This is a genomic window from Sporosarcina sp. A2 (assembly GCF_050858885.1).
Taxonomy (GTDB): Bacteria; Bacillota; Bacilli; order Bacillales_A; family Planococcaceae; genus Sporosarcina.
Genome location: NZ_CP193898.1, coordinates 84,491 through 107,738, shown reverse-complemented (window position 1 = coordinate 107,738; position 23,248 = coordinate 84,491). Strand labels below are relative to the sequence as shown.

The window sequence follows — 23,248 nt, the reverse complement described above, 5'->3', positions numbered from 1 at the left end:
ATCACCTCACTCGCTATTCTCTGCAAGTTAAGGATTTTTTAAACATTCATCTTTCAATTTTTCAAAAGTTTTTATTTCTGTGTCGGTATAGTAGTGTTTGACGATCTGTTCTCCGGTCCATCCCTTCTTCGCAAAAGCTTCAGCACCGTTTTGACTCATGCCAACACCGTGACCATATCCTTTAGTCGTGATGTGGACGATTTTGTTTGTCACATCGAATCCGATATTGAAGTCGGTAGAAGCTAGTTTTAACCGTTCCCGTATTTCCCTTCCACTCGTTTCAAAAGTTCCGGATAACACTTTTTGAACACGCCCTGTTTCATTACGCACGAGTTGCAGTGAACGGAAATCATCTGCTGTCCATGCAATACCAAGTTTTTGGTTCCACTCAGATAATGTAAGATCGAGTTTTCTCTCAACTTCTTCAGAAACCGTTTGTTCGTCAGGACTGTCTACACTTTGTAAATAAGGAATTGAATTACCTGTAAAGTTTTCCGCGGTTTCTGTTTGTCCATTAGATGTAGAGAAAAACATCGCAGTGATGAGTTCTTCGTTGTGTACAAGGATTGAACCTGCAGTAGCTTCTACAGCTTGCCGGATCTTCTGTTCGTTTTCCTTGAAGTTCTTCCCCCAGCGTTCTTTTCGCTGTTGCTCGTTGGAGTAGACTTGTGCGCTCACATCCCGACCGATTGGTTTTGTTCCCTCTGCCGTTGTTTTAAGTGCATAGGTTCGTGCTGCGATCGCCTGCGCTTTCAACGCTTCTGGTGAGTAAGCGACTGGCATTTCCGAAGCAACCACACCAATAATGTACTCCTCAAGCGGCAGTGGCTTGTCCTCTCCTTCCACTGTAATTTCGGTCTCACAAGCTAGTTCCTCAGGTAGCGGGGCTTTAAGTGTTTTCGTATCCTTCGAGTTTAGAAGAACAGGTATAAAAAATAGTAAAATGATGAATACTGCTAGTAGTCTTTTGTCCATGTTGCATAGTATGCAGAATGATAGGTAGTTATTCGAATAGGTAAGTTGAAAAAAGGGCAACAAAAAACTGCCCCTCATCATAAAGGACAGTTTAAATTGTTATTAAGAATGCACGATTTCAGCATCTGCTGTTTCAGATTCGCTAGAAACCCGGCTGATATCAGCGCCAAGTGCTTTCAGTTTCAGATGGAAATTGACATAGCCGCGATCTAAATGGATAAGTTCAGTAACTCGTGTTACGCCTTCTGCTACAAGTCCTGCAAGAATAAGTGCTGCTGCAGCGCGCAAGTCTGTTGCCGCAACTTCAGCGCCTTGTAAGTGTGATGGTCCGTTCATGATTACAGAACGTCCTTCAATTTTGATGTCAGCGTTCATGCGGCGGAATTCCTCCACGTGCATGAAACGATTTTCAAATACTGTTTCAGTTAATACACCTGTTCCTTCAGCTTGCAACATAAGTGCCATCATTTGTGATTGCATATCTGTTGGGAAACCTGGGTGTGGCATCGTTTTTAAGTCAACTGCTTTTAACGGGTGCTTAGCAGAGATACGAAGACCTTCATCCAGCTCAGTAATGACAACGCCCATTTCCTGTAGCTTGGAAATAAGTGCTGCGTTGTGCTCAGGCAATGCGTTTTCGATTGTAACGTCGCCACCTGTAATTGCTGCTGCTACCATAAACGTACCTGTTTCGATACGGTCCGGAATGATATTGTGTACTGTGCCGACTAACTTCTCGACACCTTCAATACGGATAACGTCTGTACCTGCTCCGATTACTCGACCGCCCATTTCGTTCAGGAAGTTTGCAAGATCTACGATTTCAGGTTCTTTAGCAGCATTTTCAATCAACGTAGTTCCTTTAGCAAGTGCTGCAGCAGTCATGATATTCTCTGTTGCGCCTACACTTGGGAAGTCGAGATAGATTTTTGCGCCTTGAAGACCGTTTTTCGCCCGAGCTTCTACAAATCCATGACCGAATGAAATGTCAGCACCCATTGCTTCAAAGCCTTTTAGATGCTGGTCGATCGGACGTGATCCGATTGCACAGCCACCTGGCATAGCAACGCGTGCAAACCCGTTACGCGCAAGTAATGGACCCATTACAAGAATGGAAGCGCGCATTTTGCGTACATATTCGAACTGTGCTTCACTTGTCAGTGTTTCAGTAGAATCAATGATTAGTTCACCTAGCTCTGGTTTGTATTCTGTTTTAGCGTACAAACTTTTGAGTACTTCATTAATTGTGCGAACATCCGACAAATTAGGCACTTCACGGATTACGTTAACGCCCTCAGTAGCAAGCAACGCAGCCGCGAGTATCGGTAGTACTGCGTTCTTAGCTCCTTCAACCCGCACCGTTCCGTGCAGTTGTCGCCCACCATTAATAATAATTTTATCCAAAACAAGCCCCTCCGACTCAAATATTATATTCGTTCTAATTGTATTAAGTTTACTTATCCAAAAATCCAATGAATTATACGAGTAGTAATTTCACTCAAACTCAGTCCATTGTACAACGACACGCCTCAGTTAACAAGCGCCATTGTGACCCTTTCCGACAAAAGATAGCTGTAATCTAAATTATGTACAGTCGGGATGTCCTGTGTGGGTGTTTTCCATTTTCTTTATGATTGCAATGTTACAAATTGGTTACTCTCAATTTTGTTCCCCAGTGCTGGGTTAGATAAACCTCTCACAGCGAATTCTCATCAAACGATTCGTCTCATTGCCCCGGAGGCATCAATTGTCTGCGCGGCGATAAGACGGATCATCCAAAGATGAAAGGAAGTCTTCCCGACCAATAGGATATGTCTAAAAAGAAATTTGATACCGCAGAACCGATCGCAATACTTAATAATATAAATAGCAGTTGGGTTTGCAACACTCGATTTTTTCGAATAATCGCTTGTGGCATAATCGCTTGCAATGCATAAAAAGCAATACCAATGAAAAAAATATGTGATCCGATTGCTAATAATGGATTTACACCTAATGCGTTCATAGTCATCTACTCCCGTTGCGTACTTCTTCTATTGAATGAAGTACGTTTTTGGTTAGCGTTAAAAAAATCGGACAGAAGATTCTCCTCTGTCCGATTCGCTCATGTCCGCCTTACATGCCGGAAACTCTAATACGGTTAATGGCCTTACGCAAGCTAAGTTCAGCCATTTGATACTCCAACTTATTCGTTTTCTGTTGGAGTTCAACTTCTGCTTTTCGCTGCGCAAGTTCAGCACGTGCTACGTCAATGCGGGAAGCAAGTTCCGCACTTTGGGCAAGCACTGTGACAACGTCCGGACGAACTTCTAAGAAGCCGCCGTTCACTGCCACGTGTTCTATTGAATTGCCGTTTTTAAGACGAAGTGCGCCGATGTCAAGTGGTGCTACCATCGCGATGTGTCCTGGTAAAATACCAAGTTCACCCGTTTCGGTAACCGCAATCACCATATCCGCTTCAGTTTCGCTGACAGGGCCGTCGGGAGTGACGATATTAACTTTTATCTTCATAATTTCCCCTCCTGGTCCCTAATATTAGACTTCTACGCCCATTTCTTTTGCTTTAGCCACAACTTCTTCAATGCGTCCACAAAGTCGGAAAGCATCTTCAGGGATGTGGTCGTATTTGCCTTCAAGAATTCCCTTGAAGCCTTGTACAGTTTCAGCAACCGGAACGTACGAACCTTTTTGGCCCGTAAATTGCTCGGCAACGTGGAAGTTTTGTGATAGGAAGAACTGAACACGACGCGCGCGATCAACGATCTGCTTGTCATCTTCACTCAACTCATCCATACCTAAGATTGCGATGATGTCTTGAAGTTCACGGTAACGTTGCAACGTTTGTTGTACTTGCGTTGCGATGTCATAGTGTTCTTTACCAACGATATCCGTGCTAAGTGCACGTGAAGTCGAAGCAAGTGGATCCACCGCTGGGTAGATACCCATCTCAGACAATTTACGCTCAAGGTTCGTCGTTGCATCAAGGTGAGCAAACGTCGTTGCAGGAGCTGGATCTGTATAGTCATCGGCAGGTACATAAATCGCTTGGATTGATGTAACTGAACCGAGGTTCGTAGATGTAATTCGCTCTTGTAGCTGACCCATTTCAGTCGCCAATGTCGGCTGGTAACCAACCGCTGATGGCATACGACCAAGCAAGGCAGAAACTTCAGAACCGGCTTGTGTGAAACGGTAGATGTTATCGATGAAGAGCAGAACGTCAGCGCCCTGTTCGTCACGGAAGTGTTCTGCCATTGTCAAACCAGTCAAGGCAACACGCATACGTGCACCCGGTGGCTCGTTCATCTGACCGAAGACCATCGCCGTTTTCTTAATAACGCCTGAGTCTGTCATTTCAAAGTACAAGTCATTTCCTTCACGTGTACGCTCTCCAACACCAGCGAATACCGAGATACCGCCGTGCTCTTGTGCGATGTTGTTGATCAATTCCTGGATTAGTACGGTTTTACCTACACCCGCACCACCGAAGAGACCGATTTTACCACCCTTGATGTAAGGAGCAAGTAAGTCAACGACTTTAATACCCGTTTCAAGAATTTCTACTTTTGTAGAAAGGAACTCAAACTTTGGTGCTTCACGGTGAATCGGATCGCGTTGAACGTCTGCCGCTAACGGCTCTCCAAGGTCGATTTCCTCACCAAGAACATTAAAGATTCGTCCGAGTGTAACGTCTCCAACAGGAACTGAGATTGGCGCGCCCATATCTAATACTTCTTCGCCACGTCTCAATCCATCTGTAGAGGACATTGCAATCGTACGTACAGAATCGTCTCCAAGGTGCAAGGCCACTTCAAGTGTAAGCGTTTCTGCTTCAGCACCTGGGCGATTAATTTGGACTTTCAGGGAGTTATAGATCTGTGGAAGTTGGCCATCCGCAAAGCGAACGTCAACAACTGGACCCATTACCTGAAGAATTTGTCCTTTACTCATGCTTTTCCCTCCTGTCGTACTGGTACGTTCGTTTTCGTTACGCCTATTCGAGCGCTGCAACGCCGGCAACGATTTCAGTGATTTCCTGAGTAATCGCAGCTTGACGAGCACGGTTGAATATAAGCGTCAAATCATCTATCAAATCAGTTGCATTATCTGTAGCAGTCTTCATCGCAGTCATACTGGAAGCATGTTCGCTTGCTTTCCCATCAAGGACCGCGCCAAAAATGAGGCTCTCCGCATATTGCGGCAATAAGGATTCAAGAATCACTTCAGCAGAAGGTTCGAATTCATAAGACGAGCTCACTCCAGACGGTTCTAGATCAGTAAGCGGAAGCAATTTTCGTTCCGTCGGCTCGTTGGAGATGGCGGAGACGAAATGGTTGTAATAAAGATACAACTCATCGTAATTGCCTTCCGTGAACATGCCAACAGCTTTATTAGCGGTGCTTTTTATCTCTTCGAACGAAGGATGATCCGTCACACCTACAAGACTCTCTTCTACTTCAAAACCAAGACGATTAAAGAACTCAGTTCCTTTACTTCCGATTACGAAGAGCACGACTTCATCTTTTGATGCATGGCGTGCTTCGATTGCGCGTTTCGCTTTACGTAGGACGTGGGAGTTATATCCTCCCACAAGTCCACGGTCAGATGTGACGATAAGGTATCCCGTCTTCTTGACTGGGCGAGTTACGAGCATGGGATGTGCAGAGTTTTGAGAGACAGAAGCGATAGATCCGACCACTTCTTCAATTTTGTCCATATACGGTACGAATTTCTTCGCGTTTGCTTCCGCACGAGTCAATTTTGAAGCAGAGACCATTTGCATCGCTTTTGTAATTTGACGTGTACTCTTCGTCGATTTAATGCGTTGTTCTACCTCGCGTAATGAGGCCATTGGCTATTCACCACCTTTTAGTTTTAGTCCCGTAATCCGTTACTTAACTTATTGTCCAGAAACCGCAAAGTTCTTTTTGAACTCAGTGATCGCTGCTGCAAATACGTCATCTGCAGGAAGACCTTTCGTAGCACGGATTGTTTCCAATACGTCAGTGTGGTTGCTTTCAAGCCAAATCGTAATTTCACTTTCAAAGCGAAGAACATCTTTAACTGGGATATCATCAAGGAATCCACGAGTTAGTGCGTAAAGAATTACGACTTGGTGTTCAACCTTAACCGGCTTGTTCAAATCTTGTTTCAAAACTTCAACAGTACGGTGTCCACGGTCAAGTTTCGCTTTCGTTATAGGGTCAAGAGATGATCCAAACGCAGAGAACGCTTCAAGTTCACGGAACGCAGCAAGGTCAAGACGCAGTGTACCTGCAACCTTTTTCATTGCTTTGATCTGTGCAGATCCACCTACACGGGATACGGAAAGTCCAGCGTTGATCGCTGGGCGTACACCCGAGAAGAATAGATCCGATTGAAGGAAAATCTGACCATCTGTGATGGAGATTACGTTCGTCGGAATGTATGCAGAGATATCGCCTGCTTGTGTTTCAACGAATGGCAATGCTGTGATTGAACCGCCACCTAAGGAGTCGTTCAATTTTGCAGCACGTTCAAGTAAACGAGAGTGTAAGTAGAATACATCTCCTGGGTATGCTTCGCGACCTGGAGGACGACGTAGCAATAACGAAAGCTCTCGGTATGCAGCCGCTTGTTTTGAAAGATCATCATAAACGATCAAAACGTGCTTACCTGCGAACATGAACTCTTCAGCCATTGTAATACCTGCATAAGGAGCAAGGTATAGAAGTGGTGCTGGTTGTGATGCAGAAGCAGTTACAACGATTGTGTAGTCAAGTGCGCCGTTTTCACGAAGCGTTTCAACAACACCACGAACTGTAGATTCCTTCTGACCAATTGCTACATAAATACAGATCATATCCTGATCCGCTTGGTTAAGAATTGTATCGATCGCTACAGTAGTTTTACCTGTTTGGCGGTCACCGATGATCAATTCACGTTGTCCACGACCGATTGGTACAAGTGCGTCAATTGCCTTAATACCTGTTTGAAGTGGCTCATCAACCGATTTACGAGCCATAACGCCTTGCGCTGGGCTTTCGATCGGACGAGTTTTTGTAGTATGAATCGGACCTAATCCATCCACTGGTTGTCCAAGTGAATTGACGACGCGTCCAATCATTGCTTCTCCAACTGGAACTTCCATGATACGGCCTGTACGACGTACTTCATCGCCTTCTTTGATGTCTTTGTATGGTCCAAGGATAACGATACCTACGTTATTCGCTTCCAAGTTTTGCGCCATACCAAGAACACCTGTGGAGAACTCTAAGAGTTCGCCGGCCATGACATTGTCGAGACCATGAGCACGGGCGATACCGTCACCTACTGCAAGAACAGTACCTACTTCGCTAACTTCCATCTCAGACTGATAGCCTGCAATCTGCTGCTTAATCAGTGTGCTGATTTCTTCAGCTTTAATGCCCATGTATGTCACCCCTCATCTTTCAAGATTTTAACCAATCAACGTACGCTCTAGTTTAGCAAGCTTGTTGCTAATACTGCTGTCGAAGATTCGGTTTCCGATCTGAAGGCGAATGCCTCCGATCAATTGTGGTTCAATAATTGTTTTAATTTGAAGTGACTGCATGCCCACTTTGTGTGCAAACGCGCTAGAAATAGCTGTCTCTTCTTGTTCAGTTAGTGGACGGATAGCATAGACTGTTGCTTCTGCAACACCTGATGCATTGTTCGCTAACTGGTGGAAATCTTCAAGAACGTTATTGATTTCATCCATACGGTCAGCATCAAGCATTACGTAGAGTGCGTTCACTAAAAGTTGTTGCGCACCAGGAAGGATGTTACCAATCAATTCACGTTTCTTAATTAAAGATAGTTGTGGCAAGCTCATAAGTTGCTCGAAGTCATTGTTGTCGTTGAGTGCTGCTTGGAGCTCCCGAACGTCAGTGTGGACTGCGAGTAAGACGCCTTGTTCCTGAGCTGCTTTGAACAACCCAGTTGCATAACGTTCCGCTACGATAGAACGGCTCATCGGCCTTCCCCTGCCTTCACAATCGTTTCTTCGATCAATGCGCGGTTATCCTCCTCGGATACTTCTTTGCCGAGTACTTTAGACGCTGCCATGATAGAAAGAGAGACGAATTCTTCGCGGACAGCCGCAATTGCTTTTTCTTTCTCTGTTGCAATTTCGATAGCTGCGTTATCTTTCATACGACCCACTTCTGCGCGTGTCGTTTGAATGAGTTCTTCACGCTGTGCTTCGCCTTGCTTTTTCGCGTTTTCAACGATGACTAACGCATTTGTATGTGCTTCTTTCAAAAGAGCGCGTTGCTCTTCCAACAATTTTTGTGAGTCTAGACGGCTTTGTTCTGCCGCTTCGATTTCATTTGCAATCATTTCAGCACGCTGATCCATGATTCCCATTAATGGGCCCCATGCAAACTTCTTGAGTAGAAGCATAAGCAGTGTGAAGAAGAATACAGTTGCAATGATATCACCTAAGTTCAGCCGTTGGTTTAGGCTGGATAAGAATCCTGTGTCAGCATTGTTTGACAATAGGACGAAGGTATCCAAAAACACGATTGTTTCACTCCCTTCAAAAACTTACGCTTGGTATCCAAACGTTTTGGTTAGAATGATTTGTCGAACACATTGTGCTCGTAATATTCGGTGACATAAACGAATGGCGAAGGATCGATCTATTCCCATTCTTCGCCATTCGTGCTGTTCTTATAAAGGTGGTGAGATAACAAAGGGAGTTAAACAGGCTGGCAAGACCACTTCCGTAGTCCAGGCCCTAATCCATTCTCGTTAACTACCTAAGAGAGGTTCTGTGTAACTTACTTGTTCATAACGATGAAAGCGATAACTGTAGCGATGATTGGCAAAGCCTCAACCAATGCAACACCGATGAACATTGTTGTTTGAAGAACTCCACGTGCTTCTGGTTGACGAGCAATCCCCTCAACTGTCTTTGAAACGATTAAACCGTTACCGATACCAGCGCCGAGTGCGCCAAGACCAACTGCGATAGCTGCTGCTAATAGACCTAATGAACCTGTCATAGTGTTATTTCCTCCTAGTAATGTATGGTTTGGTAGTACATGTTCCCGCTAGCGGGATTTATGTTTAGTGGTCCGTCGACACTTTGTGCGACATATAAACCATCGTCAACATAACAAAAATGAATGCCTGGATTGCTCCGATAAATACCGAGAACCCTTGCCAAGCAAGTGCAGGAACGATTGCTCCGATGAATCCACCAAAGCTGCCGACTGCGAGTGATGCAAGTAGACCGATTAAGATCTCTCCTGCAAAGATGTTACCGTAAAGACGTAGACCGAGTGTCAACGTATTTGCGAATTCTTCAATGATTTTCAGTGGTGCCAAGAAAGGCATCGGCTGAGCATACGTTTTGAAGTATCCTTTAACACCAAGCGACTTAACTCCATAGAAGTGCGTTAAGATAATAACTGTCGCTGCTAATGTTAATGTAATAACTGGATCGGCTGTTGGTGATTTCCACCAAAGCACTCCATCCCAACTAATTGAGAATGGCAGACCAAGCATATTGGCAACAAACACGAACATAATAAGCGTGATGCCGAGTACGTGGAAACGGCCGCCTGTTTTCCAGTCCATGTTATTTTTGATGATTCCCTTAACGAAGTCCATGATCCATTCCATGAAGTTCTGCATGCCAGTCGGTTTCATCTGCATTCTTCGCGTAGATAGAATAGCTATAATGAAAACGATGAGACATGTGACGAAGAGCATCAAGATGTTAGCCGGGTTGAAGCTTATACCGAAGAGGACAAGTTCCGGATTTGCATGTTCCACGTTTCGTTCACCTCCCTTTTGTGATCAGTTTAAGAATGATGCTTCACATGATAAAAGATCCTATCTGCAAGCAATAGGACATATGGAATCATCAAACCAATCACAGTACTGATCAGATTGAAGTATTCTGGCATCGACATCGCGATGGCGGCCGCAGCCACTCCGGAAGCGAAACGCAATCCCGAACCAAGCGAAACCTTTTTGCCCTGATCCAATTTTCTATCGAATTGTTCCATTCTACGGATAAGTATCCAAAAATTATACAATCCGAAGATTAATCCAAGCAAAAGCCCGGCAAAAATCTCCTTTGCTCCCGTAAAAGCCCATCCTAGAATCAGCAATGCGAGCAAAAAAAATAGAGCCCTCTTTTGCCTTGCGAAAATTTCCTGCATTGTCTGCATGGTAGGTGAGTCTCCTATTACGATAAGTTTAGATAGAAATTGAAACGTTCAACTTTTGGTTTAGAAGTTGAACAACGAGCGGGTTCGCAGGTTGGTACGCGTTGGCTATTCCCTAGTTTTGCGGCAACCACTTACTGATCAGATGTCTCGGAAAGTTTCCGGACGAAGATGGTAAGAAAAGCGCCGCCTGCTTGGCGTTCACCAGGACACGTTGTCCAACGTATCGCACAGATGCCCATGGTCGTTCGTGCGATAGGCTACGAGTGATGATAGAACTTAGCCAAAAAATCAAGCGGTTTTAGCTGATTTATCTATGTATAAACCCTATCATTATTACCCTCTGTAAGCATACAATAGAGGTATTTTGATGTCAATTGATTCCCGTGAAATTCTTCACATAGTATAGGGACTGTCAAACAATCGTCACACTTTACTCTCAAAGTAGTTGCTTTTTGAAAAATCCGGGTTTTCCTTCAGTTTCGATGCCTGTATAGTATGACGTATTCTCAATCTTAATATATATTGAGCTCACTTTTCATATTTGCCATTAAAAAAAGCAGAGGAACGTGCCCTCTGCTTTTTATTATATTTCTAGTTTCGTCAGATGTTTTGTTCTGACAAATACTTTTTCAATGCTTCTACGATTCGTTCAGATGCGTGCCCATCTCCATATGGATTGTAGGCTTTTGACATGCGGTCGTAGGATTCTTGGTTGGATAACAGTTCATCCGACAAGTTGAAGATTGTGTCTTCATCAGTTCCTGCCAGTTTGAGCGTTCCTGCATCAATGCCTTCAGGACGTTCTGTCGTATCACGAAGGACAATGACTGGCTTTCCGAGTGAAGGCGCTTCTTCTTGAATACCGCCTGAATCGGTCAAAATGATATGTGAACGTGCTGCAAAGTTATGGAAGTCCACAACTTCAAGCGGTTCGATCAAGTGGATCCGGTCGTTATTACCGAGCAGTTCATCCGCAACTTCACGGACCGCCGGGTTCATGTGAACAGGATAGATCACTTGGATATCATCGTGTTTTTCAAGCAGGCGGTTAATGGCACGGAACATGTTGCGCATTGGATCGCCTAAGTTTTCACGACGGTGAGCAGTCAGTAAGACAAGACGGTCGTCTCCGAGTTTTTCAAAGATCGGATGCGTGTATGTGTTATCGACTGTTGTGTGCAATGCATCGATTGCCGTATTTCCTGTAACGAAAATATGGTCTTTCGACTTCCCTTCATTGATAAGATTCTGTGCAGATGCTTCTGTTGGTGAAAAATGAAGATCTGCAATGACTCCTGTCAATTGACGGTTCATCTCTTCTGGATATGGTGAATACTTGTCCCACGTACGAAGTCCAGCTTCTACGTGACCAACTGCTATTTTGTTGTAAAATGCAGCTAGACTACCGACGAATGTTGTTGCCGTGTCGCCGTGAACAAGAACGATATCCGGTTGTGCTTCTTTCATGATTTTGTCGAGACCTTCGAGTCCACGTGTTGCAACGTCGATTAAAGTCTGACGGTCTTTCATGATATTTAAATCGAAATCAGGTGTAATGTTGAACGTTTTCAACACTTGGTCTAACATTTCACGGTGCTGCGCTGTTACAGTCACGATTGATTCGATTTCTTCTTCATGCTTCTGCAATTCGAGAACGAGTGGCGCCATTTTGATGGCTTCCGGACGAGTTCCGAATATTGTCATTACTTTCCATTTGCGTTTCAACGCGTTCACGCCTTCCCCAATTATTTGGTTCCGAACAAACGGTCCCCAGCATCGCCGAGTCCTGGTACGATGTAGCCATGATCGTTCAGTTTTTCATCTAGTGCTGCGATGTAAACGTCTACGTCAGGATGAGCATCTGTAAATACTTTCACGCCTTCAGGTGCTGCGATGAGACACATGAATTTAATGTGCTTCGCTCCGCGTTTTTTGAGTGAGTTGACGGCTTCTACTGCTGTTCCGCCTGTCGCTAACATTGGGTCAACGACGATCAATTCACGTTCAGATACGTCAGATGGCAACTTCACGAAATATTCGTGTGGCTGAAGTGTTTCTGGATCACGGAATAGACCAACGTGGCCGACGCGTGCTGCCGGAATTAGTTTCAAGATACCATCTACCATACCGATGCCTGCGCGCAAGATTGGAACGATTCCGAGTTTTTTTCCTGCAAGAACGTTTGATTTTGCCATGCAAACCGGCGTTTCAACATCCACTTCATGAAGGGGTAATTCACGTGTGATTTCAAAAGCCATCAATGTCGCAACTTCGTCAACAAGTTCGCGGAATTCTTTCGTTCCTGTATTTACGTCGCGGATGAATGTAAGTTTGTGCTGAATGAGCGGGTGATCGAATACGTGTACTTTAGCCATTAGAATCGCTCCTTTTACTTTGTCCCATACAGTATAACAGAATGACGACGATTGTAGGTACATAGGGAGAAGTTTCGAATTTCCGGAACATTTACACGGTTTTGTTTAGGGTGGTTTTGCGTTGCCAGTCACTTAGGGTGGTTTGTCCGACACTTACGGTAAGTTGTCGTTCACTGGCCGTGGATTCTTCTTCACTTATAGCACTTTGTCCATCACTTCTTGAAGTTTATCGACAATGAAGCACAATTCACGTGCGTTAAGGGATTTATTGGGAGCGCTTCACTTGTTTTAAGACGGATTTGTGTGTGCTCGAGGGGATTCGGAAAGATCGAACGTGGTATCGGAAAGATAGCGATGAGAATCGGAAGTTTCGCGGGTAGAATCGGCATGATAGTGAATTTATCGGCATCAAACTACAATTCAATCGTAAGGTCCCTAGCCTAAAACAACGCATACAAAAACCGCCATCGCGAGGATGGCGGTTGTGCTACTGCTTATGCATACAATTTGTGCTGATCTGTTAGTGCTTTTACGCGCTGTTTTGCTTCTTCTTTCACAGCATCGTCTTCGTGGTTCTTTAGAAGTTTCGCGATGATTGCGCCGACTTCTTTCATGTCGTCTTCTTTGAATCCGCGTGATGTAACAGCTGGTGTTCCGATACGGATTCCTGAAGTGACGAATGGGCTTTCTTTATCGAAAGGAACCGTGTTTTTGTTAACGGTAATACCGCATTCATCCAATACATGCTCTGCTACTTTTCCAGTCATGCCAAGTTTCGTTAAGTTCAGAAGGATTAAGTGATTGTCCGTTCCGCCTGAAACAATGTCGATTCCTTCAGAAACAAGCTTTTCGCCAAGTGCTACTGCATTCTTTTTCACTTGCTGAATGTATGTTTTGAATTCAGGCTGCAAGGCTTCACCGAATGCGACCGCTTTAGCAGCGATGACGTGCATCAACGGGCCACCTTGAACGCCTGGGAAGATTGTTTTGTCGATTTTCTTGCCGTATTCATCAGCGAATTCTTCGTTGATGAGGATAACGCCGCCACGTGGGCCTCGTAATGTTTTGTGTGTTGTGGACGTTACGAAATGTGCGTAAGGTACTGGACTATTATGTTCGCCTACTGCAACAAGTCCAGCGATGTGTGCCATATCAACCATTAAGAATGCGCCGACTTCATCAGCAATTTCACGGAATTTCTTGAAGTCGATTTCGCGTGGGTATGCACTTGCACCCGCTACGATCATCTTCGGCTTGTGCTCAAGTGCTTTTTGACGAACATCTTCATAATCTATGCGCTCGTCTGTTTCGCTTACGCCGTAGTCTACGAAGTTGTACAGCTTACCAGAGAAGTTCACTGGGCTACCGTGTGTTAAGTGACCACCGTGAGAAAGGTTCATCCCAAGAACTTTGTCACCCGGCTCGAGTACTGTGAAGTAAACTGCCATGTTCGCTTGTGCTCCTGAGTGTGCTTGAACGTTTGCATAAGCTGCGCCAAATAACTCTTTAACGCGGTCGCGTGCGATGTTTTCAACGACATCGACGTGTTCGCAGCCACCGTAATAGCGCTTGCCCGGATAGCCTTCTGCATATTTGTTCGTCAAGTAGGAACCTTGTGCTTCCATGACCGCTTCAGAGACAAAGTTTTCTGATGCAATCAATTCGATATTAGCGTTCTGTCGATTCTTTTCTGCCATAATTGCTTCAAAAACAGCACTATCTTCGCGTTTCACATTGCTCAAATCCATGTTCATTTCCCCTTTAGCGTCTATTGTTTTTAGTATCTCAAAGTCTCCGCCTTGAGTTATTCGTACTGTGCACGAGCCCCGCCGATTAGTTTAGGACGGGTAGTGGCACAGGTAACGACTGCTTCACCAATTTGTTTAACGGATGTGCGAATCGGGACAGCGACCGGCTTCAATTGCATGCCAATCAAGGTCTGTCCGATATCGATACCGGCATTCGCTTGCACGGATTCAACAACAACTGCATCCTTTAAATGCTCAAATGCATACGAGGACATTGAACCGCCTGCAGTTTGGACGGGCACAACTGAAACAGGCTCTAGCCTGAATTGTTGCGCTACATTCCTCTCCATCGTAAGGGCGCGGTTAATGTGTTCGCACCCTTGGAAAGCGAGATGTACCTGATGTGTTTCAGCAAATTGAGAGAGCGGGCCATAAAGCGCTTGTGCTACTTCAAGAGCTCCTGCCGTACCGATCCGTTTGCCAGCCACTTCTGAAGTGGAACAGCCTATGACAAAAATGGAATCGGGTACCAAGGAAGTTTGATCAGCAAATTCTGCGAGTACTTGTTCTAACTGAAGTCTCCATAAAATAGTTGCATCCATGGTGCCCCCCACTTTCTTAGTTGTTTTCGAGTTGCATTAACTTTTCAATTCGACGCTCGTGACGACCGCCTTCAAACGGTGTTTCCAACCAAGCTTGAGTGATTTCACGTGCAAGACCTGGGCCTATTACGCGTTCACCCATCGCTAATACGTTTGTATCATTGTGACCTCTTGTAGCTTTCGCGCTAAATACGTCATGGACGAGTGCACAGCGGATGCCGTTCACTTTATTGGCTGCTATCGACATGCCAATACCTGTACCACAGATCAGAATGCCTTTATCGAATTCACCGGACGCGACACCTTTTGTTACCGGTGCTGCATAGTCTGGATAGTCGACAGACTGACCGTCTTCAGGACCGAAGTCTTCGAAGTCAATAGTTAGTTCAGTGAGTAATTGGGTTATTTCACGACGTAAATTGTTTCCGCCATGGTCGGAAGAAATCGCGAGTTTCACGTGCGTCCCTCTTTTCTTAATATACTTACAACTTATTCTATCATTGTTCTAAAGAAAAACACAGTAAGAAGTAGTGTCCGAGATTGTTCTTTATGTTGGATGAAATCAAGAGCAAAGGAAACATAATTTTCAACCAAAAAGCATTGATTGCACACAAAAAGCCGGCGCTAGGCCGACTTATTTTTGTGACGTATCGAATTTGTGGATGACATCGTACAAAGCTTCGGATTGGTCTTTCAGTTCACTCGCTAAGACGTTTGTCTGTTCGATAGAACGAGCTTGTTCTTCCGTTGCTGCTTGTACTTCTTCAGCACCTGCAGAAGTTTCTTCTGCGATTGCAGCGACTTCTTGAGATTGGTGTGCTGTTTTTTCGATGGTACCGAGTTGGTGTTCGACGAGTTTAGTAATCCCTGTGATGGAGTCAGCCATATTCGTTACGGTTGTTGCCATCGCTAAAATGCTCTTGTTCGTTTCGTCAGCACGGCCAGCTTCTTGAGCGGCTGTTTTTACTTGCATTTCCATTTCCTTCACGACTTTCGATACATCGGTTTGAATGGTTCCGACGAGACCGCCAATCATCTGAACGGATTTCGCACTTTCATCAGCGAGGACGCGTACTTCTTCTGCAACAACTGCAAAGCCTTTTCCGTGTTCGCCCGCACGTGCTGCTTCAATAGAAGCATTCAATGCAAGTAGGTTCGTTTGGTTAGCGATATTACCAACCAGCTGAACGATTTCCCCGATTTTTTGTGCGTTCCGATCTAGATCACGAATCGTTTCAAGAGATTCTTCGCTTTGCGTTGACATGTTACGGATTCCCCCGACCAATGTACGGTATGCATCGGTTGTCCGTTTTAGTTCTGCGAGCATATCATTCGACTGCTTAGACGACTCATCTGCACGCGTACTGACGTCAGATGCGAGCGCTCGAATGTCTTCCATTGCTTCTGCCGTTTCCTGGATCGCAATGGCGGAAGCCTCTGCACCTGACGAAATTTCAATAATCGTCGATGCGATTGAATCTGCTTGGTTGGATGCAGAACTCGTTTCACTGTGAAGGACTTCTACAGAGCGGGACGTTTTTTCAAAGTTAGTTTCAATCTGACCTACTATTCCACGCAAGTTCACAACGACTTTTTGGAATGCTTCTGCAACAGAGCGAATTTCATCAGACGAGTTCGGCAATTCGATATCGGTACCGATTTTCCCGTCAGCAATGCGCATCGCTTCCTCTTCGAGACGTTGAAGCGGTTTCGTTAAAATTGTGCTGAAAAGGGCTGCCAGTACAGCAGACCAGAAAATTCCTAAGCCATACGTCATAATTCCAAACCAACGCGGATTGGCATTCGGGAAAAATTGTGGTTGTATAATGTTGATGAACACAGCACTCGTCGAGTACGTAACTATCGCGAGAATCGTTATAAATAGAACGAGTTTCCATTTCAATCCGAACTTCTTCTTCGTTTCTGTCATTACTGTTCCCCCATTAACTTGCGCGCAAGCACATCAATCTGTTCGGACAACTCGTCAAATGTATCTTGATAAACATCGAGATTGCCTCCGTATGGATCTTGTACATCGTATTCACTAGCTCCTACAAACTCTTTCAATGTAACAATTTTCTGCGCTCCGTGAGGGTATACTTGCCGCAACGTATCCCGATGAGATGCAGTCATCGTCAAAACGTGATCCGCCCATTGTAAATCCCGCTCTGAAAATCGACGAGATGTTGATGTGATCGGCATTCCGTTTTCTTCCAATATGAACTTAGATTGAGTGGAAATCGGACCCCCGTCTGTTGCATACAAACCTGCTGAGCGAACCGAAACGCCTTCTAGATGTTTCGATTTCAGAATCCCTTCTGCTAATGGGCTTCTGCATGTATTTCCTGTACAAATAAAGCAAATATTCATCCTAATCACCTACTATCCATCATACCTGATTCATCCCGAAACGGAAACAGTTTTTTTAAGAAATCCATGACAATATCCCCATTGCTATTAAGACAAGTCCTGCAAAACGCCTCAAAATGGTTCTCGAACCTGCCGTCATTGTAAGGTTTGCACGCAATGCTGCGTAGGAAAGCACTAACGATAGAATTCCAGTAGATGCTATGAATAGCCATTTATCTAAATGCATTAATCCGAAAGACATGCTTACAGAGAACCCATCTAAGCTAACTGCCACAGCAATGAGTAGTGGGCCTGCTACTTTAGTTCTAGTCTCGTTCTCTTCTTGCAGCAACATATGTAGACCGATAAGTCCGAGCATTACACTTGAAAGGATACCACTCCATTCGGAAAAGACTTGAGCGGAGAATTCGCCCGCCATAAATCCAACGAGAGGAAATAACACATTCAGGAATGCTGTCCATAGGGCAATCAGCCATTTCCGTTTCCGCACGTGCAGTAATGTATAGATAACTAGGATATCGATGGTTGTCACTAATGCAGCAATGATTTCTACCAATTGAAGAACCTCCCCAGTGTTTGCGCCAGTCCATCTTATGCGGCGCCTAGGGAGGCCATTCATGAAAGTATTAGATTTGGAGGAATCGTGTTTTGTTCAGAAAGATTATCATTCTGTTTCGGATGAAAAACGTTTGCCATCTGCGGCTTTTTTCAAGCGATTCATCACAGCGACGCCCATTCCTTCAGACTGCGTCTCGACTGCAAGAATTACATCAGCCTCTGTTTCATCACACAGACGAAGCGCATTATAGAGGGTTGCCGCAAGTTGACTTGGATCCGTTATCGTTCCTGTCGAGAAATACCATTGAGACTTGTCCGTTCTAAGCTCGTCAGGACCGATGATCGCAACTTTCTTACCTGCGTTCATTAACTTATCCACAGCCCGCTCGATTTGGTTCGAATCGGGTTCGATTAACCAAACTGGTGCATCCGGGGAATAGTGCATGTATTTCATGCCTGGCGCACGTGGCGTCTCGGATTCTTCTGCATTTACTTCAGAGCGCACCGGCCCAATGACAGCTTCAATCATTTCGACTGTAATTCCGCCCGGACGTAATACTGCTGGAGGCGTAGCTGTCATATCAATAACTGTCGACTCCACACCGACACCCGTTGCACCACCATCTAAAATGAATGGAATTTTTCCATCTAAATCGAGCGCCACGTGAATTGCTTTCGTTGGGCTTGGCTTACCACTTCGATTTGCACTCGGAGCAGCAAGAGGACCACCGAGCAACTTTAGTAATTTCAACGCAACAGGATGATTCGGCATACGTAACCCGACCGTACCGATTCCTGCAGTGACGTTCGACGCGATGACGCCAGGCTTTTCTTTAAAAATCAGCGTAATCGGACCTGGCCAAAACGCGTCCATTAATCGGATCGCTGTTTCAGGAATTTCTTCGGCATATGTGCTCACTTCTTCTTTTGTACCAATATGTACGATCAGTGGATTGTCAGAAGGACGACCTTTGGCTTCAAAGATCCGTTTCGTTGCATCTAGATTTGTAGCGAGCGCTCCAAGTCCATAGACCGTTTCGGTTGGAAACGCCACTACTCCTCCATTTTGCAAACAATCCACAACTTGTTGATAACTATCATCGTTATCCACACCATTATCCACTTTCACAGTTTGAGTGTTCATAGTTTCATCCTCCTTATCAACGCTTTGATTGGAGTTATCCACATTTTTAGTGGATATCCTCATTCGAACCAAGAAGTTATCCACTCCCATACGAAGAATTTCACTTCTTGCTCCCCTTCTTGTACATCCTCTTCTTCATAACATACTTTCGGGAATATCGAGCACCACCAATTCGCTCCGCGGCCGCTACCAATCGTTAAAATATACGCATCATACAGGTCTTGTGGATAAATTCCGAAATCAGAGCGCTTCGCTGGGAACAATGCAGTTTTTCGCTCCAATGTGATTGCTCGATTTGGTGAATGACGCTCAGCTACTTCAATTATCCCCGCTTCTAAACTAGCAAGCTCAAACTCGAGTGCTTCTTCTGTTGTCGATCTTGCCAATGCACCCGCAATCATTGGCTCGATTTCTTGTTGAATACGCGCTTTCACCGCTTGGTCTGTCGTAGAATCTGAGTGAGCTAGAATTCGATATCGTATCGGTTCCTCACTCGTATGGTCTTGAAAGAGCGTAAGAACTGCCTGTAGCATAATCAATATAAGAATAAATTCAACGAGTGCGATTATTCGTTTCTTCCAAGTATGATTCGTTTCATTCATAGATTTTGGTTGTTGTGCGAACTGTGGATAATCAGGTAACATGTTCATCCCCTCCTGACCTTCATTGTGTACAGGTTTAGGAGGGTTTATTCACTGAATCTCACAAAATATCATTCTGTCTTTGCCATTCATGTCTTGAACGACTTCAATCGTTGCATTAGGAAATGCTTGTTTAAACATTTGCTTCACACCGGAACCTTGTAAATACCCGATTTCCAAGCAAATTAATGACGGCTTATTCATAATCGGCGGTAATGTTTCTGCAAGTTTTTGATAGAGTGCAAGTCCGCCTTCTTCTGCAAAAAGAGCGTTATGCGGTTCGTAATCTACGACGGTTGAAGACATAGATGGTGCTTCCTCCATACCAATATAAGGTGGATTGGACAAAATGATGTCCCACTTCTCATTCATGAGCGGCTGTGCCAAGTCTCCTTGTAGAAACGTCAGCTTGGCTCCATTACGCTCTGCATTACGCCTAGCAACTACAAGTGCAGCTTCGCTAATATCCGTCGCCGTCACTTGTGATTCTTCACGTTCAAGTTGGAAGGTTATTGCAATAGCACCACTACCTGTACCGATATCCGCTACGCGAATTGACTTGTCGTTGAATAAACGAGTTGCACGTTGCAACGCTCCTTGTACAAGTTCTTCTGTTTCCGGTCTCGGAATCAACACGTCTTTTGAGACAGTGAAGGCCCGCCCGTAAAACCATTCTTCACCGATGATGTGCTGAACAGGTTTGCCCGTTAGCAATTCTGCACGTAGTTGTTCGAATTGCTCGGCTTGCCGTACAGTGAGCGGTTCACGCAAATCAGCAAGTAGCGATGCACGTGATTTTTCCGTAATGTGTTCTAATAATAGAAATGCGGCGTTGACGTCGAGCCCGTTATCACCGAGTTGTGACTCCAGATTTTTTAGCGCAGCATGAATGGTTTCAGTCATTGGATTCCAGACTTTCCAAACGGCGCGCTTGGTCTTCAAGCGTCAACGCTTCGATCAATTCATCCATTTTCCCTTCGATGATCTGATCTAGTTTTTGAAGGGTGAACCCGATTCTATGGTCAGTGACCCGATTCTGAGGGAAATTGTATGTTCGGATTCGTTCAGAACGATCTCCCGTACCGACCGCAGATTTACGTTTTTCATCGTATTCCGCTTGTGCTTCCGATTGGAATTTATCATAAACACGGGCACGTAACACTTTCATCGCTTTTTCTTTGTTTTTGATTTGCGATTTTTCATCCTGACAGGAAACAGTGATTCCGGTTGGTAAGTGAATGAGTCGGACCGCGGACATTGTCGTGTTGACGGACTGTCCTCCAGGGCCAGATGACGCAAACGTATCGGTGCGGATATCTTTGTCATGAAGATTGATTTCGACTTCTTCTGCTTCTGGCAATACAGCGACCGTTGCGGTAGATGTATGAGTTCGACCGCCTGATTCCGTTTCGGGAACGCGCTGAACACGGTGTGCTCCGTTCTCAAATTTCAATTTAGAGAAGGCACCGTTTCCACTTACCATGAAAATGATTTCTTTAAATCCACCAAGTTCTGTAGGCGAGGAGTCCATCACTTCAATTTTCCAGTGATGCATTTCAGCGAATCGGCTATACATACGGTACAGTTTTGCTGCGAATAATGCAGCTTCGTCTCCACCTGCGGCTCCTCGAATTTCCATAATGACGTTTTTGTTGTCGTTCGGATCTTTTGGAACGAGTAATAATTTAAGACGCCCTTCTAACTTTTCGATTGTTGAAGAGAGCTCGGAAAGTTCCATTTTGATAAGCTCTTCCATATCAGTCTCTGTCGTTTCTTCAAGCATTTCTTTCGCGTCTCGTTTTGCTTCATGTGCGTGTTTGTACTCACGATAGATATCGACCGTTTCTTGAAGATCCGATTGCTCCTTGGAATAAGTACGGAGTTTGTTCAAGTCACTGACAACATCGGGATCACTCAGCAATTCGTTCAGACGATCGTATCGGTCTTCGACGGCTTGGAGTCTGTCATACATGATAGGTTCACCTCTTATTAGATTAGTCTTAGTGTTATTGTACGGTATTGAGGCTCGCAAATATACAATTGTTGCGGGGATTCTAGTTGAGTTGGGTCATTTTCCCGGGATAACGCAACAAAGAGACAGTTTGCCAATCGGCCTGTCTCTTTAGCATGCAGTTATTCCGCTTGAGGTTGGATAGAAACGCCTTTCGGGACGTCGTGGTGCATGCGACATCTAGGTTCGTATGCTTCTGAAGCACCTACAAGGATAATGGGATCATCAAATCCAGCAGGTTTGCCGTTAATGAGGCGCTGTGTCCGGCTCGATGGGGAGCCACAAATGGTACAAACGGCTTGAAGTTTTGTAACCATCTCCGCAATCGCCATCAATCGTGGCATCGGACCAAAAGGTTCGCCTCGGAAGTCTTGATCGAGTCCTGCGACGATAACACGAAATCCGTGATTCGCTAGCTCCATAACCGTATCGACGATTCCTTCATCAAAAAATTGAGCTTCGTCAATTGCGATGACGTCGCAGTCGTCTGTCACTTGTGCCACGATATCTGCAGAACAGGCGACAGGCATGGCGATGACGGTTGTCCCATTATGGCTGACGACCGCTTCTTCACTATACCGATTGTCGAGTTCTGGTTTGAATACTGCGATTTTTTGTTTGGCGAATTGAGAGCGACGGATTCTGCGAATGAGTTCTTCTGACTTTCCAGAGAACATACTTCCACAAATGACTTCAACCCACCCGCCTTGCATGGAAACGTACATGGTGAATCCCCTTTCGTCTATCTAAAAAGTTAGTAAAAGTGCAGATTAAAAGAAAATTCCCGCCAGGCGCAATGCACCAGACGGGAATTGGAAAGCCGTTCTTACTTGCTTTCTTCTTTGATTTCTTCTTTGATACCATATTTCTTGTTGAAACGGTCCACACGTCCATCTGCTGTAGCGAATTTCTGGCGTCCAGTATAGAATGGGTGGCACTCGTTACAAACTTCAATTTTGATATCTTCTTTTACTGAACCTGTTTCGAATGTGTTTCCACATGAACAAGTAACAGTTGATAATTTGTAATCCGGATGAATTCCTGCTTTCATCGGTCTCTCTCCCTTCGCCCTGAACCATCTAGCACAGAGTTTTTATTCTGGTTGGCTTTCGCCTTTCCAGTAAAAGACAGATGCCTTACACGACCCGTGTTTGTCAGTCGTATATGAATCATATGAGTTAATCTTATCAAATTGTGGGGATGTTCGCAAGGTTTTTGTTTGGAAAAGTTGAAGGTTCGGCAGGTGTTATGTTCGTTGCAAGTTATTAGAAACAGGGTTGATTTCCGTTTCAGGTTGTCGCTTTCCGGGGAGCTTGATTTCAGCTTCCTCAGTCGCTTCACTCCCTACGGGATATTCAATCTTCGCTAATCCCCAGGAGTCGCAGTTTAACGTATCGATCAACGGATTCTTGTGGGAGCGGGCGTTTCCTTAGGAATAATAAGCAACACTTTTTATCGAGAATAGGTTAGCTTTTCTAGATGAGGCACTTTCCCCATTCAGTAGGTGGGTCTTCTTTAAAGATAGAAAATCACACTACGCATGGGAGTGTGTTTCAAAGGCGTACACGTTTCCCTCTAGCAATCCAGCTTGCATCAAAAGTGCCTTTAACCAATTAAAACCTAGTGCTGATTGGTGTGC

26 protein-coding genes are annotated in these 23,248 nt (G+C 44.8%); all 26 read right to left on the bottom strand.

The genetic code is table 11. From position 1 onward, the window contains the following. Positions 1 to 27: 27 nt before the first annotated feature. Positions 28 to 975: a stage II sporulation protein D gene (spoIID, locus tag ACRPI0_RS00545; RefSeq protein ID WP_432354085.1), complete on the bottom strand. Its 948-nt coding sequence runs from the start codon at positions 973 to 975 to the stop codon at positions 28 to 30. A gap of 102 nt (positions 976 to 1,077) precedes the next feature. After that, the gene (murA, locus tag ACRPI0_RS00540) at positions 1,078 to 2,379 is read right to left on the bottom strand and encodes a UDP-N-acetylglucosamine 1-carboxyvinyltransferase (RefSeq protein ID WP_432354082.1); all 1,302 of its coding nucleotides are present in this window, start codon (positions 2,377 to 2,379) and stop codon (positions 1,078 to 1,080) included. Between the two features lie 367 nt (positions 2,380 to 2,746). Further along, positions 2,747 to 2,980, bottom strand: coding sequence for a DUF1146 family protein (locus tag ACRPI0_RS00535; protein WP_432354080.1), 234 nt, complete (start codon positions 2,978 to 2,980; stop codon positions 2,747 to 2,749). A gap of 110 nt (positions 2,981 to 3,090) precedes the next feature. Then, on the bottom strand, positions 3,091 to 3,489 hold the full coding sequence (locus ACRPI0_RS00530) for a F0F1 ATP synthase subunit epsilon (protein WP_432355849.1): 399 nt from the start codon (positions 3,487 to 3,489) through the stop codon (positions 3,091 to 3,093). A gap of 21 nt (positions 3,490 to 3,510) precedes the next feature. Continuing rightward, positions 3,511 to 4,926, bottom strand: a complete 1,416-nt coding sequence (atpD, locus tag ACRPI0_RS00525; protein ID WP_432354079.1) for a F0F1 ATP synthase subunit beta — start codon at positions 4,924 to 4,926, stop codon at positions 3,511 to 3,513. Between the two features lie 43 nt (positions 4,927 to 4,969). Continuing rightward, entirely contained in the window at positions 4,970 to 5,827 is an 858-nt protein-coding gene (gene atpG, locus ACRPI0_RS00520; RefSeq protein WP_432354077.1) for an ATP synthase F1 subunit gamma, read from the bottom strand. 48 nt (positions 5,828 to 5,875) lie between these two features. Beyond that, on the bottom strand, positions 5,876 to 7,387 hold the full coding sequence (gene atpA, locus ACRPI0_RS00515) for a F0F1 ATP synthase subunit alpha (RefSeq protein WP_432354075.1): 1,512 nt from the start codon (positions 7,385 to 7,387) through the stop codon (positions 5,876 to 5,878). Between the two features lie 27 nt (positions 7,388 to 7,414). After that, positions 7,415 to 7,951, bottom strand: coding sequence for a F0F1 ATP synthase subunit delta (locus ACRPI0_RS00510; protein ID WP_432354074.1), 537 nt, complete (start codon positions 7,949 to 7,951; stop codon positions 7,415 to 7,417). Further along, positions 7,948 to 8,475 carry a F0F1 ATP synthase subunit B gene (gene atpF, locus ACRPI0_RS00505; RefSeq protein WP_432354072.1) on the bottom strand — a complete coding sequence of 176 codons (528 nt, stop codon included), beginning with the start codon at positions 8,473 to 8,475 and terminating at the stop codon, positions 7,948 to 7,950. Before atpF ends, ACRPI0_RS00510 begins: the two co-directional genes overlap by 4 nt. 284 nt (positions 8,476 to 8,759) lie before the next feature. Beyond that, positions 8,760 to 8,984 carry a F0F1 ATP synthase subunit C gene (atpE, locus tag ACRPI0_RS00500; RefSeq protein WP_116019578.1) on the bottom strand — a complete coding sequence of 75 codons (225 nt, stop codon included), beginning with the start codon at positions 8,982 to 8,984 and terminating at the stop codon, positions 8,760 to 8,762. 64 nt (positions 8,985 to 9,048) lie between these two features. Further along, positions 9,049 to 9,759, bottom strand: coding sequence for a F0F1 ATP synthase subunit A (atpB, locus tag ACRPI0_RS00495; protein WP_432354069.1), 711 nt, complete (start codon positions 9,757 to 9,759; stop codon positions 9,049 to 9,051). 29 nt (positions 9,760 to 9,788) lie between these two features. Then, complete coding sequence (locus ACRPI0_RS00490) at positions 9,789 to 10,160, bottom strand: ATP synthase subunit I (protein ID WP_432354067.1); 372 nt, start codon at positions 10,158 to 10,160, stop codon at positions 9,789 to 9,791. Positions 10,161 to 10,760: 600 nt separating this feature from the next. Further along, a complete protein-coding gene (wecB, locus tag ACRPI0_RS00485; RefSeq protein WP_432355848.1) occupies positions 10,761 to 11,864 on the bottom strand; it encodes a non-hydrolyzing UDP-N-acetylglucosamine 2-epimerase in 1,104 nt (367 codons plus the stop codon). Between the two features lie 41 nt (positions 11,865 to 11,905). After that, positions 11,906 to 12,535: a uracil phosphoribosyltransferase gene (upp, locus tag ACRPI0_RS00480; protein ID WP_125102532.1), complete on the bottom strand. Its 630-nt coding sequence runs from the start codon at positions 12,533 to 12,535 to the stop codon at positions 11,906 to 11,908. Between the two features lie 494 nt (positions 12,536 to 13,029). Then, positions 13,030 to 14,283 carry a serine hydroxymethyltransferase gene (gene glyA / locus ACRPI0_RS00475; RefSeq protein WP_432354064.1) on the bottom strand — a complete coding sequence of 418 codons (1,254 nt, stop codon included), beginning with the start codon at positions 14,281 to 14,283 and terminating at the stop codon, positions 13,030 to 13,032. Positions 14,284 to 14,339: 56 nt separating this feature from the next. Next, complete coding sequence (locus ACRPI0_RS00470) at positions 14,340 to 14,885, bottom strand: TIGR01440 family protein (RefSeq protein WP_432354062.1); 546 nt, start codon at positions 14,883 to 14,885, stop codon at positions 14,340 to 14,342. Between the two features lie 16 nt (positions 14,886 to 14,901). Further along, positions 14,902 to 15,342 carry a ribose 5-phosphate isomerase B gene (rpiB, locus tag ACRPI0_RS00465; RefSeq protein WP_432354061.1) on the bottom strand — a complete coding sequence of 147 codons (441 nt, stop codon included), beginning with the start codon at positions 15,340 to 15,342 and terminating at the stop codon, positions 14,902 to 14,904. A gap of 177 nt (positions 15,343 to 15,519) precedes the next feature. After that, a complete protein-coding gene (locus ACRPI0_RS00460) occupies positions 15,520 to 16,815 on the bottom strand; it encodes a methyl-accepting chemotaxis protein (protein WP_432354059.1) in 1,296 nt (431 codons plus the stop codon). Continuing rightward, entirely contained in the window at positions 16,815 to 17,255 is a 441-nt protein-coding gene (locus ACRPI0_RS00455) for a low molecular weight protein arginine phosphatase (RefSeq protein ID WP_432354057.1), read from the bottom strand. Before ACRPI0_RS00455 ends, ACRPI0_RS00460 begins: the two co-directional genes overlap by 1 nt. 55 nt (positions 17,256 to 17,310) lie before the next feature. Continuing rightward, positions 17,311 to 17,811, bottom strand: a complete 501-nt coding sequence (locus ACRPI0_RS00450) for a manganese efflux pump (protein WP_432354055.1) — start codon at positions 17,809 to 17,811, stop codon at positions 17,311 to 17,313. Between the two features lie 108 nt (positions 17,812 to 17,919). Next, positions 17,920 to 18,957: an L-threonylcarbamoyladenylate synthase gene (locus ACRPI0_RS00445; RefSeq protein ID WP_432354053.1), complete on the bottom strand. Its 1,038-nt coding sequence runs from the start codon at positions 18,955 to 18,957 to the stop codon at positions 17,920 to 17,922. A gap of 59 nt (positions 18,958 to 19,016) precedes the next feature. Beyond that, positions 19,017 to 19,601: a stage II sporulation protein R gene (locus ACRPI0_RS00440; protein WP_432354051.1), complete on the bottom strand. Its 585-nt coding sequence runs from the start codon at positions 19,599 to 19,601 to the stop codon at positions 19,017 to 19,019. A gap of 48 nt (positions 19,602 to 19,649) precedes the next feature. Continuing rightward, positions 19,650 to 20,540, bottom strand: a complete 891-nt coding sequence (gene prmC / locus ACRPI0_RS00435) for a peptide chain release factor N(5)-glutamine methyltransferase (protein WP_432354049.1) — start codon at positions 20,538 to 20,540, stop codon at positions 19,650 to 19,652. Then, positions 20,494 to 21,570, bottom strand: a complete 1,077-nt coding sequence (prfA, locus tag ACRPI0_RS00430; protein WP_432354047.1) for a peptide chain release factor 1 — start codon at positions 21,568 to 21,570, stop codon at positions 20,494 to 20,496. Before prfA ends, prmC begins: the two co-directional genes overlap by 47 nt. A gap of 161 nt (positions 21,571 to 21,731) precedes the next feature. Further along, positions 21,732 to 22,334 (bottom strand): thymidine kinase, encoded by a 603-nt coding sequence (locus ACRPI0_RS00425; protein ID WP_432354045.1) that lies wholly within the window; start codon positions 22,332 to 22,334, stop codon positions 21,732 to 21,734. A gap of 101 nt (positions 22,335 to 22,435) precedes the next feature. Continuing rightward, positions 22,436 to 22,660, bottom strand: coding sequence for a 50S ribosomal protein L31 (rpmE, locus tag ACRPI0_RS00420; RefSeq protein WP_432354043.1), 225 nt, complete (start codon positions 22,658 to 22,660; stop codon positions 22,436 to 22,438). Positions 22,661 to 23,248: the final 588 nt, after the last annotated feature.